Source organism: Fructilactobacillus sanfranciscensis DSM 20451, assembly GCF_001436035.1.
GTDB classification, from domain to species: domain Bacteria; phylum Bacillota; class Bacilli; order Lactobacillales; family Lactobacillaceae; genus Fructilactobacillus; species Fructilactobacillus sanfranciscensis.
Window position 1 is genome coordinate 98276 of record NZ_AYYM01000002.1, and the last position, 13989, is coordinate 112264.

Genomic DNA, 13989 nt, shown 5'->3' on the forward strand with positions numbered 1-13989 from the left:
ATAGTGTATAATCGACAAAAAGGAGAATTATAATGACTGATAAAGATTGTATTTTTTGTAAAATTGTAGCTGGAGAAATTCCAAACTATAAAGTATATGAAGATGATGTTGTTCTTGCTTTTTTAGATATTTCACAAACTACACCAGGACACACCTTAGTAATTCCTAAGAAACACATTCAAGATATTTATCATTTCACGGCTGAAGAAGCTGGAGATGTTTTTTCTAGAATTCCAATGATTGCAAAAGCAATCAAAGCATCCAACCCAGAAATTAAAGGTATGAATATCATTAATGATAATGGGAAACTTGCTTATCAATCAGTTTTTCACGCACACTTCCACTTAATTCCTCGTTATTCTGAAAATGATGATTTTTCTATTCATTTTGGAAATCATGAAAATGACTATGATAATGCTAAGTACACTGCAATACAAGACGCCATTAAAGACCAAATTAAGTAGATTAAAATATGATTAAATTTTTTAATCAATATAAGCATGAATATTTACTTGTGTTATATTAGGGTTATTGACTAGTTTATTAACTACAAGATAAATAATTTATTTAAGGAATGGACGTGTATTAATGAATAAGAAAAAATGGGCAGTTGGTGCTGCTGGAATTTTAATGAGTTTATCACTTGTTGCTTGCGGTCAAAACGATAAAACTGTTGTTACTACAAATGGTGGTAAAATCACGCAAGAACAATACTACAACAAGATGAAACAAACCCAGCAAGGTAAACAAGAACTTCAACAAATGATTTTAAACAAGGTTCTAGAACATAAATATGGAGACAAAGTTAAAAAATCTGAAGTTAATAATCAATTAAAACAATACAAGAGTCAATATGGATCCGAATTTAGTGCTATGTTACAACAACAAGGCATGACTGAGAGCCAACTAAAGGGTTCAATCAGAGATAACCTATTATTGAAACAAGCAGTATTAGCTAAGACTAGTTTTACTGATAAAGATTTACAAAAACAATTCAAGAGCTACGAACCTAAAGTTACTGTTAAAGCAATCACTGTTAAAGACAAAGATACTGCTCAAACTGTAATTTCAGAATTACAAAATGGTAAGAAGTTTGATACTTTAGCTAAAAAGTATTCTACTGACGATACTACGAAAAATAAAGGTGGTCTACTTCCTCCTTTTGATAATACAAGTACTAGTGTTGATTCAAAAGTTAAGAAAGCTGCCTTTTCACTTAAAAATGGTCAATATACAACTGAACCAGTTAAAACTGACGCTGGTTATGAAGTCATTAAAATGGTTAAACACCCTTCTAAAGGTAGTTGGAAAGATCACAAATCTGAACTTAAAGACCAACTTGCTACTTCAAGAATGAATAACAGCACTACTCTTCACAATGTTGTTTCTAAAGTCTTAAAAGATGGCGATGTTCACATTGAAGATAAGAGTCTAAGTAACATTCTTTTAGGATATGTTGATGCTCCAAAAAGCTAATTAAAAACTAAAATAGACGATTACAATTGTAATCGTCTATTTTTTTAGCTTAATTTAAGTAAATCTTCTGATTTTACTTGTTTTTCAATTCGATCATCTGCTGTAAAGTAAATAACCTGAGTTGTATTAGATATTTCTTTCATTAATTCAATTGCAGCATTGGTTCGAACATGATCAAAATCAACAAATCCATCATCAATGATAATTGGCATTGGATACTCATCACTAAACGACATTGTTAATGCAAAAATAAGTGCAAGATAAAGTTGTTGCATGGTTCCCTTAGATAATTCTTTCACGTCAAACTTAGTTCCTGTTTCAGTCTTTACTTTAATTTTTTTACCATACTCTACGGAAACGTAGTGATGATTAGTGAGCATATTAAAGTATTTTTGTGCCAAAGCTTGAACTTGTGGGAATCGACCATGACTGGCTAAATTCAATACCTTTTCAATCCACTCATCTGTTAACTTCAAAGTTAGCCATTTTGAAACCAAATCATTAATTTCTGTCTTTTGAATAGCAAGATCTTGACGTAATTCATCATAAGTTCCATCTTTAGCTAAACTATCAATTGTAATTTTTACCGAACTTATTTTTTCCGAAAGATTAGTTAAACTTTCGGAATTTTCTCGATCAACACGCTCTAACTTATTTAGTTTTTGTTTCAAATCATCAAAATTTTTATATTGTTGGAGCCGTTCAATCATTTGACTACTTATTGAATTTTGTAAATTTTGAATCTGTTCTTTCCGTTTTTGTCCCACTTGTTGAATTTGATATTGTTGATCAAACTCTGTAAAACTTGAAACATTTCGTTTCTTTAAGAAATCTTGTTGAGCTTGTTCAATTTTTTCAATTTGTTTTTGATAATCAGAAATTTCGTTTAATTTTTCAGTTCGTTTTTCTTGTTGAATTTTGATTTTATTTTTCATTTCATGAATATTAAGCATGAATTGATTGATTTGATTTAAGGACTGACTAAACGCTTGATTATTTAAGTTTGGCAAACTCCAACTATTAAGATAACTAACAATTTTTTCATGGTCATTGTGTAAATCTTGCTTCAGTGATTCCACCTGTTGTCGATGTTGATTTCTTTTTTTCATTGAAGTTTGTAGCACCGTCGTCCAAGTCTCTGGATGATCATTTTTAATTTGATGATCCTCGGCAATTTGGGATAGTTGTTGATTAATTTTATTGATTTGATCATCATAGTCTACGGTTTGCTCCTGACTAACCATTGATTTTGGTTGCGATTTAAGGTAAAACCCAAATCCTACTAGAACAAGACCAACTAATAATAAAGTAAATAATCCAATTCCCCCGACTACAAATCCAAGCACCACTAGTCCTAATCCGATTGTCATTAATAATTTCCAAGTATGATTTGGTTTATCATCAGCAATTGGAGTTTTGGAAAATGTCTTTTTCGTTTTCAAAGCTTGTTTTTCTTCGAGTAACTGGTTAATTTTGGTTTGATCATCATCATTAAACTCAAGACTATCATTTCCGCCCGCAGCTTCATTATCTAATTCCAAATCTTGTTCTTGTCTTCGTAAATCACGTTTCAGATTTTCATAATCGCGTTCATTCTTCATTTGAGTATCTAGTTGCAGATACAAATCATCAAATTTGGATTGATTTGCTAAATACAAATTGTACTCTGCTGAAGGTTTTAAACTTTTTTCTTGCTGTTGTTCAATTAATCCTTGTAAATCTCTAATTTTTGCTTTTAAAAAGTCAATCTGATTAATTAATTCCTTAAATTCACTCAAATCACTAGTGGTGAATCCCGGTAATAATTCAATTTGTTCCTTTTTATTTTTATCTAATGCAACGTAATTATTCCAATTCTGTTCATCTGCTTGAACGGTTCGAAGTTGTTCAAAAGTATGTTCTCTTTGTATTTTAAGTTCTTGCTTTTTTTGCAGAAGTTCTTGATATTGATGATTTAAATTTAAATATTCATCATAGGATTGCTGAGCCTCACTTAATTTTTCTTTGCTTTCTTGATATTCAATCAATGCTTTATTTAATTTTGGTTTTTTACCACGCTGCTTATATAATTCATCGGCAGCTTTTTCAATGGATTTTTTCAATTCCAACCATTGTTCAATCCCAATTACCCCAACTTGACGAATCCTTGTTTCTAAATCATCTTTACTGAGTTTTCCAACTTCTGCTAAATTAGGCGAACCAAAATAAAATAAATTATCAAAAGTCTCACGATTAATTGGTCCTAATAATCGTTTTAATAGCTCTGGTGGCATCTCTGTTTCATTCAGGTCAGTTATTTTTAGATTACCACCATTTTTTCCTTCGACACGTTCAATTATGTACGCAGTATCATCAACAGTAATATGAAGGCGTCCCCCCATTTCACTCTTATCTTTAGGTACATAGGGATGTGTGGCTTTACGTTTAGTAAATCCAAATAACACATCTTTGATAAAATTAATTATCGTCGTTTTACCGGCCTCATTGGCACCTAAAATTGCTTGAAATTGATTAAATTCAAAAACTTGATGACTTAGTTTTCCATACCCAAAAATTTCAATTTTATTAATCTGCATGATCAGTATCAACTCCTTTCATTTCAGATTTAATCAGCTCTTCACTTTTTTGCATTAAACCATTAGCTGATTCATCGCTATTAAATTCATTTCTGATAAAATCATCAACAAATAATTTCCCAGCTAAATCAGCAATATTTTCTTTAGAAAAAACTTCTACTTTGGCTTGATTCCAAAAGACTTGATCTAAATTGCTAAATTCTTTTTTGCTGTTTGACTTTAACTTTATTTCATAAATCCAAGCATTTAAAATTTCGTATTGAGAAGATAATTCGCGTTGCAAATTACTAATCAAGAAATCATGACCATTCCTTTGACTAACATCCTCAGAAAATTCACCAGTTTGGGATTCTAAAGTTAAATTAATCAAATGTAATTCAGTAAAGTCTTGATCTTTAAGGGTTATTAAAATTTTATTAACAACCATGGTAATATCCATGTTTTCATCAACTTTAATTGTCATTGGACTAAAGATAATGGTAGAAGTAGGTACAAATGTTTTATTTAAATGACCATTTTGATCATCAACGAGCAGATAACCTTTTTCGCCAACTTCATTTTTATGACGACCTTGAATATCACCTGGATATTCAATCATTGGAACCTGATTCAATTCACTTCGTTTATGAATATGTCCAAGGGCCCAATAATCATAACCTTTACTCTTCATTTCTGAAATCGTAAATGGTGCATAATTATCCTTACCATCTTTTCCAATTTCGCCATGAACCATTCCAATCTGGTAGTCAGCATTCCCCTTTAAAGGAAAATCTTGAACTAAATCGGTTGTTACAGCTTGGCTTGGGTAACTAAAACTAGTAACTGCCACCCGCTTTCCATCATGTAAAGTTAATTCATGGGTTGTAACTTCTTTGGGAAAAATAAAAACATTAGCGGGGAAATCAAAGTGTTTCCCTTGATCAGGTTGAAAGTCATGATTCCCAAATGAAAGTAAAACTGGAATTTGTGCATCATTCAATCGATTAATTTGTTCAATAAAAAAACTAAGTGCTTTAACGCTTTGATTTTTACTATCAAATACATCCCCAGCAATTAACATAAAATCAATTTTTTGATTGATTGCTTGATCAATAATCTTTTGAAAAGACTTATAAGGTGCATTTTTTAGAGTTTGCCAAAGAGAAGTTGGCGTTTCAAGATCATTTTTGATTCCATCAAATGGTGTATCTAAATGTAAATCAGCTGTATGAATAAATTTCATTTTTCTTCCCCTAAGTATAAAAAAAGAAGCACTAAAAAGTGCTTCTCTAATTACAAAAAATTAAGCTTGGTATAATTTACGTAATGGTTCAGTAATAACCATGTTAGCATCGTCAATTAACTTACCCATAGCTTTTTCACGTTCCATTAATAATTTGATTGCAGGAAGCTTGTTCATTTTATCAGCAAGTTCACGAGCATATTTCATATCATCTGGTGTAATTTCTTGACCAGACATTTGTTTTTGTCTTAAATCATTTTGGCTTGCTTGGAAATCAGTAAATACTTTGTAAGAATCTTTTTCAGCCTTTAAAGCATCCATAGCATTCTTTAAATTAGTGAATTCTTCTGATTCTAAAACAGTTTCTTGCATTTTCTTTGCTTGTTCCAAAATTTTGTTATCTGACATAATTAAAAATCTCCTATTAGTTAATATACTTATAGCATAACACAATTATAGAATTATTGACCTAAAAAGCTCTTAACTCCATCAACTAAATTATGAGCAACTTCAGATGCCTTTTGTGATACTTGACCAAGTTTATCTTTAATTCCATCAACAGTATTATTACTAGAATCATCATCTCCTAAATATGATTCATCTTGTTGCTGTTGCTTTTGCGCATATCTTGTTGCCGCATCTTTGACTTTAAATTGATTTTGCTCAGTATAAGGTAAGATATCTTCCATTTGATTCTTAAATAATGTGTTAATACTATTACTTCCACTAGAAATCTCTAAATGATTATCTGAATTGGCATTGTCAAAACCTTCCCAACTAGCAACTACTACATCAGGAGTATATCCAATTACCCACCAATCTCTTACAGCACGATTATCACCACTAGAATCATCTTCCGTAGTCCCTGTCTTACCAGCAACCTCATAACCACTTGGCTTTCCACTAGCACTTGTTCCACCTGGTTTAAAGACATCAATTAACATACTTGTCATTTCACGAGCCGTGTCTGCTGAAATAATTTGTGAAGTATTTGTATCATGACTAGCAATCGTTTTACCAGTTGAATCAACGATTTTTGTAATGTAGAAAGGGTGGGATAATTTACCTTGATTAGCAAACGCTGTATAAGCACCGGCCATCTGTTGAGGCGAAACACCTGTTGTTAAACCACCTAAAGCTAACGAAAGATTTTTGTCCTTCTTAGTCACGGGTAGTCCAAAACTTTGTACAGAATCATAACCCTTATCTACTCCAATTTTATTCAAAGTCCAAACTGCAGGAGCATTTAAGCTTTGTGCAACAGCCTTAAACATTGGAACTTTGCCTGAATACGTTTGAGAAAAGTTTTGCGGAGTATAGTTATTTTTACCATATGATTGTAGTTTATTATTGAGCATTGAATCGTATGAAAATCCATTTTCCAATGCTGGTGTATAAACCGAAATTGGTTTTAATGCCGATCCAGGCTGACGACGCATATATGTAGCACGATTATATCCCCGAAAAACTGTATCCCCACGTCCACCAACAACAGCTTGAACACCACCATTTTTGGGATTGACTGCAATTGAAGCGGCTTGTACTTTCTGACCATCCGCACCATTACCCGGAAACAATGATGAATCTTTAAATTCACTTTGAAAACTTTGTTGTTGCTGCTGATTCAAAGTTGTATAAATCTTATAGCCATCATTCATAATTTGTTTTTCTGATAAGCCGTATTGATTAATGGCTTCATCAATAACAGCATCAAAATAGTATGGATATTTATATCCATTTTGATCATCTAAATCATCACGGACTTCCATTGGCTTGCTTTGATAAAGTTTAACTTGATTTTCTGGAATCTTGCCAGTTTCTCCCATTAACGCCAAAACAACATTTCTTCGTGCTTTCGCTGCCTCTGGATGATCGATTGGATTATTACTTGGATTTTGTAACATTCCTGCCAAAGTTGCCGCATCTTGAACTGGTAAATCTTTTGCATCCATCCCAAAATATTTACGAGATGCATCTTGCACACCATAAACCCCATTACCGAAGTAAGAATTATTCATATACATCGTAATAATTTGTTTTTTAGAATAAATATTTTCAATTTCAATTGAAATAAATAACTCTTTAAACTTTCTAGATAAAGTTTGTTGTTGTGATAAGAAAGTATTTTTAGCTAGTTGTTGGGAAATCGTACTACCACCACTACTTATTTGATTATCATGCAAAATCCTGTTTTTAAGGGCTAATAAAATTGCTCGTGCATAACCCTTAACTGAAAATCCATGTTCATGATAAAAATTACGATCTTCGGTAGCAATAATAGCATTCCTAATATTAGGTGAAATATTATTACTGGAGACGTATGTCCCTTTCTGTGCGTATAATTTCCCTGCTTTTTTTCCACTTTGGTCATAAATCACTGTCGATCTAGATAAGTTAGATTGTAAATTTTTAACATGTGAAGTTTTCGCAATAATCGTTAAGTAAATTGAAGAAATTAGCATAATGAATAAGACAATTGCAATTATCCATTTTGTAATTTGATACCTTTTCCAATATCTTTTTAAAACTCTCCAAAAAATTAAAAAGTATTTTCTAACAAAATTCCATAAAATACTCATTCCTTGTTTTAAGGAACTTATGATTTTTTCTTTATCCATTAATTATTTCTCCTAGGAATAAACTTATTTTAATTTTATCATAAAGAATAAAAATAACATGAATAACAAAAAACGGAAGTTTGTCAAATGGTGTTGAAGGATAGTTTCTATCCTTTGGAGATCTCCTCGTGTGGGAGATCTTTTTTGTTGTTTTATTAGTTGCGGCGTTTAATCTGGTGTGTTGTCTGAATATCGTACTTGAAGGCATAACAAATAAGCCTACCATCGTGACGTTATTGTGGTAGATAATCTAGGCAATCAGCTGGTAGACGCGTGTGAACATATTGGCCTGATTGGAGAAGCCATAACAAGCACGTTTGAACTCCTTGATCTTACGGTTGATGCCCTCTATCGGTCCGTTAGAGTAGGACGATTTGTCGGCGTTAATTACTCCATTAAGATTCTTTCGTAGGGTATGCATGGCCGTATCTAGGGGCGTGCCGTTAGGCTGATAGTTAGTGATGATATTCTTGAGTTCATCAGCGTGATGCCCCATCAAAGCATCGTGGAGATCGATGTAGGTTTCATAAGCTGTTTTGAAGGCCGGAAACGTAGGGTCTAGAATTTTTGGTGTTGGAAAGTATTTCCATTCCAAAAGTACTAGGCCCTTTTTGATAACAAAAAAGGCATCTAAGCCTCCCTAGTGCTATGCTTTAAGCGACGAAACTTAAGATAAGCGGGGTAGGAATAGATGTCTCAACTAGATAATACACTTAAATTACTGGGAATTACAGACACAAACATTCAGGTGTTCGGTACTCGTGAGGAATTTCATGGTCGGGGCTCGGGTCGCAAAAAGTATTTGGTCATCCAGGCAGAGCTTACCTACACACTCAGGCGCTGTCCCAGCTGTGGATACAATACGTTGCACCCTAACGGATACAAGCTCACTCATGTCCACATTTGCAGGACCCATGGACCGGCCCGTAATTCTAGAGCTAAACAAGCAACGCTGGCGTTGTAGTAACTGCCATAGCACTTGTACGGCCACCACTCCAGTGGTATCAACCAACCCACGCCATCGGTCACGGACTGGCGACTCATGTGCTGAAGCTAGCTAGTAAATCACTCCCGGCTAAGACTATCGCCAGTCTCACCGGTATTTCGACAAACTCAGTTCAGCGTATTTTGACGGCTAATATTCATCCACACGCGAGCCGCCGGTTACCGATTAATCTATGCTTTGATGAATTCCGTTCCACGCACGGCTCCATGTCGTTTATTTGCATTAACGCCGACACTCACAAATCAGTTAAAGTACTTAGCGACCGCCTTAATAGAACCATCAAACAGTTCTTTCTTAGTCAGTACAGCACCGCAGAACGGGCCGCGGTTCAACGCGTCATCATGGACATGAACGCCTCCTATCAGGCATTCGTGCACGAACTATTCCCTAACGCCGAACTCATTATTGATCGGTTCCACATTATTCAATTAATGGGCCAGACGATTGAAGAGTTTGAGATGTTACAAAATTTGCCGCCGGAAGAATTATTAGCCAGACGTCAAGCTCGCTTCCGCAAGTTTTAAAAGCCCCATATGGGCGCAAGCTTACTTTGGGTTAGTGTAATATCGTATCACAAATGGACTATTCCGTGATTTAATTCACAAACAAGAGAAAGCCAAGCGCAAAAAGTGCGGGCCCTCCTTGCGTGAAAATAATCTTTTTGTTTGCTGTTACAGAACCGAACAGCGCAGCAATTACAACAAAACCTATAAATAGAACTTGGACGTGAAGCGAAGCCATACCAGTGAGACCATATCGGGCGTATACGATACCGACGCCAACAAAGCCATTGTATAGGCCTTGGTTGGCCATTGACATGCGTGCTTCTTTAATTGCTAAGTATTTCTTCGACAAGTCGAAAGCGTTGCGTGCTATTTTAGTTTGCGTGCCAAACATTTCAAGCAACATAATGAGCAACGCCTCTACTGCGACAAATATAACAAAAATATCTTTCAAAATAATCATCATGATCCTCCTAGTATAGAAAAGGGCCTAGTACTTTTGGAATGGAAATACTTTCCAACACCAAAAATTCTAGACCCCCAAAAACTTATAAACACAGTTATCATTAACCTGCTGTTATAAGTTTTTTAAACGATTATTACATTTCGTTAGGAGCCTTAACACCTAATAATCTCAATGATTCTTTTAGAATAATTGAGACACTTTTTACTAATGCTAAACGAGCATTTAATTCATCATCTTCAACCAAAATTTTAGTGTGTGCGTAATATTTGTTGAAGGCTTTTGCTAATTTTAAAGAATACTTAGCAACCACAGAAGGTTCAAATTCTGCATTAGCTCGCTTTACAATTTCAGGGAATGCTTGAATTAATTTAATTACTTCCCAAGCGTCTTCATTAGTTAAAGCATAATTATCTGAATTAATATAGTCTGATTTAGCTTTTCGAAGAATACTTTGTGCTCTAGCATGAGCGTATTGAACATAAGGACCTGTTTCTCCTTCAAATTTCAACTGTTCTTGTAGATTGAAGTCAATACTATCAATTCTAGAATTCTTCAAATCACCAAAGACAATTGCACCAACCCCAACTTCTTCAGCAACTCTATCTTTATCTTTAAGGTCTGGATTTTTTTCAACAATTTGTTGCTTTGCCATCTTAACGGATTCATCTAAAACTTCGTTAAGTAATACAATATTACCATGACGGGTTGATAATTTTTTACCGTTAACTGTAATTAACCCAAATGGAATATGATGCAATCCAGCTGCGGAGTCTAACCCCATTTTCTTTAAAACTGCTTTGAGTTGTTTAAAGTAATAAGTTTGTTCAGAACCAACTACATAAAGATTCATTACAGGATGATAAGTTTCATCACGATAAATTGCTGTGGCAATATCACGAGTTACATATAATGAAGCACCATCAGTTTTTAGGATTAAAGCAGGATTAAGATTTTCATCGCTCAAATCAACTACTGATGCACCCTGTGATTTTTCAAGTAATTCATCTTTTTTTAAAGTGTCTACAACATCTTGTAACTTTTCATTGTAAAATGATTCCCCATTGTAAGTATCAAATTCTACTCCAAGTTTTTTATACGTTTGGTTGAATGCTTCTAAAGAAACTTCACGGAACCATTTCCATAAATGAACCGCCTCTGGATCACCATCTTCGAGTTTCTTAAACCATTCTCGTGCTTCTTCATCATACTCTGGATGGATTTCATCTTCTTTATGAAAACGAATGTAATATTGAACTAAGTAGTGAATAGGATCACGTTTAACATCTTCTTCACTTCCCCATTTAAGATAAGCTGTAATTAATTTACCAAACTGAGTTCCCCAATCACCTAAATGATTATCTTTAATTGGTTTATAGCCATTTTTTGTAAGGATTTTAGCAATTGAATTTCCAATAACAGTTGAACGTAAATGACCCATTGACATTGGTTTAGCAATGTTAGGAGAAGACATATCAATAGTAACTACTCGATCTTCACCTTGATGGTTATCACCAAAATGTTCTTCTTCAGTCAAAACTGTTTCAATTACCTGATGGCTTACTTTACCCTTATCAAGGAAGAAGTTAACATATGGTCCTGCTGCAACGACTTTTTCAAAAGATTCACCATTGATATTATCAACGATTTCTTGTGCAATTACTTGAGGTGATTTGTGTAATTCCTTTGACAAAATAAATGCTGGGAAAGAAATGTCACCATTTGCTGATGTTTTAGGTTTTTCAATTTTTGCATAAATATCATTAGTAGATACTTTACCATCTACCACACTTGATACAGCATCCGCTACAATTTGTTTGTAATCCATGTAATTCACTCCTTCTAAATAAAAAGACCCCTACATTAAAAAATGTAAGAGACGAGATTAACCCGCGGTACCACTCTATTTGGATAATACCCACTTTAATTATTAATTTAAATTGCCTAAAAAGTACGAATTCACTTAAGGACTTTATCTAGCTCACATCATCCTAGACTCGCTGTAAAATTCACTTAAATTACTATTCTTTCATCTTTGGCAAATCACAAAAGCGGGCGACGGGAATCGAACCCGCGACGTAAGCTTGGGAAGCTTAAATTTTACCACTAAACTACGCCCGCAATACGTTATAGATTATACCATCTTTGATAATCATTGTCATTAAAATTAAGAATGAGATGTTATAATAAATTAATAACGGAGGTTTGTTATGTTAGTTAATATTATGATGTTTCTTTGGGCATTACTAATCATCCCATTTTTGGTTGGAATGTACGTCAAGCAAGATAAAACAATCATTAAAATTATGATTTATACCAGAATTATATATTTAATCGTTTTAGTTGGAGATATTATGCTAATCCTCCGAAACTTTAAAACTAATCCAGTAATTGATACTTTGAGTTTTTTCGCAACAGTTATCGCAATTTCTTTCATTGATATTTCTTATCAACGTAAGATTCAAGGTAATTTTAAGTCTTATCTGATTTGGATTACAATTATTAGTATTATAATCTCTATTTTTTGCTTATTTTTAATTTAACAAAAACACGTCATTTAATTGACGTGTTTTTTTGTTTGCTATAAAGTTTCCAACAAATCGCGAACAACTTTTGAGTCGGTTGGATATGGTGTATCTACCCCATTAATTTTTTGATAAGGATCTTGCCCTTTACCAAGGATTACACTTATATCTTCAGGGCTACTATTTAAAATAGCATCTTTAATTGCCTTTTCTCGATCCATTTCGAAAATCACTTTCACATTGTCATGATTAATATGTGCATCTATTTCACTCGCAATTTTCATCGGATCTTCAAATGCTGGGTCATCCATTGTTAAATAAGCAACGTTTGCCTCTTCACTTAAAGCCTTACCAAATCCTTCACGACGATCAATTCCTTTGTTACCAGGACTACCAACTACAACAGAAACCTTTCCGTGATGACTTTGACGTTTCAAAAAATTTAATAAAGCTTTAGTACTAGCATAATTATGTGCATAGTCCACATATACAACTCCATGATTATGGCTACGATACATTTCCATTCGCCCTGGAATTCTTGTATTTTTAATGCCTTCAAATAATTGATCTCGTTTGAATCCCACTAAACCTGCTGAAATAATTGCATCAGTTGCATTTGATTCATTATAATCACCAGGAATCCCAATTGTATAATCACCTTCAACTCCAAGTGATTTAGCTTTTTCACTAAGTGCGATTAAAGAGATTTTACTATCATTTAAAGTATCTTCATGACTTTCAAAAACAAAATCTAAATCAACTGGCAAAGAAACGTCCCCACCATTTCTAGCAAATAAATAAATATCTTCTGGATTGGTAGTGGCTTTAGCAGCATAATAAACATCTTCAAAATCTGCAGTCTCAGCATTTAAAATAACTTTATTTGAATTTACCAATAATTGCTCTTTACAATGAAGATAATTAGCAAAAGTTGGATGTTCATTCTCACCAACATGATCTGGTGAAATGTTAAGAAAAGATCCCACGTCAAATTTCAAACCGTAAACTCGATTTTTCAAATATGCTTGCGAAGATACTTCCATAACTAAATTCTTCATTCCATTATCAACGGCTTTTCGCATATTTTTAAATAAATCTAATGATTCAGGTGTTGTTAAATGAGATTTAAAAATTTCGTTTGGACCTAAAACAGTATTAACCGTTGAAAAAAGTGCTGTTTTTTGATTAGTTGCTTGCTTAATTCCATCATAAATGAAATATGCAGTCGTTGTCTTGCCTTTCGTTCCAGTAATTGCTATTGTATTCATTTCATCTTGCGGAAATGCAAAAAACGCAGCTGATAATATTGACATTGCTTTTTGAATGTCAGAAACTATGAACTCTGTCATTCCTTCGCTTTGTGTTAAATGTTTTTCAGCAACAACACCAGTAGCACCTGCATTTTTAGCATTCGTAACAAATTCTGGCTTATAGTTTCCTTTACAAAAAAACAAAGTATTACTTTTAATATCACGAGAATTATAACTTACGTAATCAAAACTAGTACTTTTTGTAATATGCTGGTTTTTTAGCAAATTATGTTCCAGTAAAATAGTCTTAATTTCATCAATATTTAAGGACAATTCTTTTACCTCATTTT

General features: G+C 33.5%; 10 protein-coding genes, 1 tRNA gene and 2 pseudogenes. 4 read left to right on the forward strand and 9 right to left on the reverse strand.

Going from position 1 to position 13989, the window contains the following annotated elements; genetic code table 11:
- The first annotated feature begins 32 nt into the window (after positions 1 to 32).
- Positions 33 to 464 carry an HIT family protein gene (locus FD36_RS01335; protein WP_041817695.1) on the forward strand — a complete coding sequence of 144 codons (432 nt, stop codon included), beginning with the start codon at positions 33 to 35 and terminating at the stop codon, positions 462 to 464.
- 124 nt (positions 465 to 588) lie between these two features.
- Complete coding sequence (locus FD36_RS01340; protein ID WP_056957629.1) at positions 589 to 1476, forward strand: peptidylprolyl isomerase; 888 nt, start codon at positions 589 to 591, stop codon at positions 1474 to 1476.
- A gap of 44 nt (positions 1477 to 1520) precedes the next feature.
- Here FD36_RS01340 and FD36_RS01345 read toward each other — a convergent pair whose 3' ends face one another.
- The 5 genes and pseudogenes from FD36_RS01345 to FD36_RS01365 all read right to left on the reverse strand — a co-directional run.
- Complete coding sequence (locus FD36_RS01345) at positions 1521 to 4052, reverse strand: AAA family ATPase (protein WP_056957630.1); 2532 nt, start codon at positions 4050 to 4052, stop codon at positions 1521 to 1523.
- Positions 4042 to 5274 carry a metallophosphoesterase family protein gene (locus FD36_RS01350; RefSeq protein WP_156843336.1) on the reverse strand — a complete coding sequence of 411 codons (1233 nt, stop codon included), beginning with the start codon at positions 5272 to 5274 and terminating at the stop codon, positions 4042 to 4044. The genes FD36_RS01345 and FD36_RS01350 overlap by 11 nt, the downstream gene beginning before the upstream one ends.
- Before the next feature lie 60 nt (positions 5275 to 5334).
- Entirely contained in the window at positions 5335 to 5682 is a 348-nt protein-coding gene (locus FD36_RS01355; RefSeq protein WP_014081881.1) for a YlbF family regulator, read from the reverse strand.
- A 53-nt stretch (positions 5683 to 5735) separates the two neighbouring features.
- A complete protein-coding gene (locus tag FD36_RS01360) occupies positions 5736 to 7892 on the reverse strand; it encodes a transglycosylase domain-containing protein (RefSeq protein WP_056957632.1) in 2157 nt (718 codons plus the stop codon).
- A 250-nt stretch (positions 7893 to 8142) separates the two neighbouring features.
- A pseudogene (locus FD36_RS01365) lies at positions 8143 to 8445 on the reverse strand (transposase); the annotation flags it as partial.
- 138 nt (positions 8446 to 8583) lie between these two features.
- On the opposite strand from FD36_RS01365, the pseudogene FD36_RS01370 reads away from it, so the two are divergent.
- A pseudogene (locus FD36_RS01370) lies at positions 8584 to 9347 on the forward strand (ISL3 family transposase); the annotation flags it as partial.
- Between the two features lie 145 nt (positions 9348 to 9492).
- Here the strand turns inward: FD36_RS01370 and FD36_RS01375 are convergent.
- The 3 genes from FD36_RS01375 to FD36_RS01385 all read right to left on the reverse strand — a co-directional run bounded on the left by FD36_RS01375 (position 9493) and on the right by FD36_RS01385 (position 11985).
- Positions 9493 to 9864, reverse strand: a complete 372-nt coding sequence (locus tag FD36_RS01375; RefSeq protein WP_021354596.1) for a DUF1304 domain-containing protein — start codon at positions 9862 to 9864, stop codon at positions 9493 to 9495.
- Between the two features lie 136 nt (positions 9865 to 10000).
- Positions 10001 to 11692, reverse strand: coding sequence for an arginine--tRNA ligase (argS, locus tag FD36_RS01380; protein WP_056957633.1), 1692 nt, complete (start codon positions 11690 to 11692; stop codon positions 10001 to 10003).
- A gap of 222 nt (positions 11693 to 11914) precedes the next feature.
- A tRNA-Gly gene (locus FD36_RS01385) sits at positions 11915 to 11985 on the reverse strand.
- An 89-nt stretch (positions 11986 to 12074) separates the two neighbouring features.
- Between FD36_RS01385 and FD36_RS01390 the strand changes: the two genes are divergently transcribed.
- Positions 12075 to 12407 carry a DUF1516 family protein gene (locus FD36_RS01390; RefSeq protein WP_056957634.1) on the forward strand — a complete coding sequence of 111 codons (333 nt, stop codon included), beginning with the start codon at positions 12075 to 12077 and terminating at the stop codon, positions 12405 to 12407.
- Positions 12408 to 12445: 38 nt separating this feature from the next.
- On the opposite strand, the gene FD36_RS01395 is transcribed toward FD36_RS01390, so the two are convergent.
- Positions 12446 to 13972, reverse strand: coding sequence for a UDP-N-acetylmuramoyl-L-alanyl-D-glutamate--2,6-diaminopimelate ligase (locus tag FD36_RS01395; RefSeq protein WP_056957635.1), 1527 nt, complete (start codon positions 13970 to 13972; stop codon positions 12446 to 12448).
- Positions 13973 to 13989: the final 17 nt, after the last annotated feature.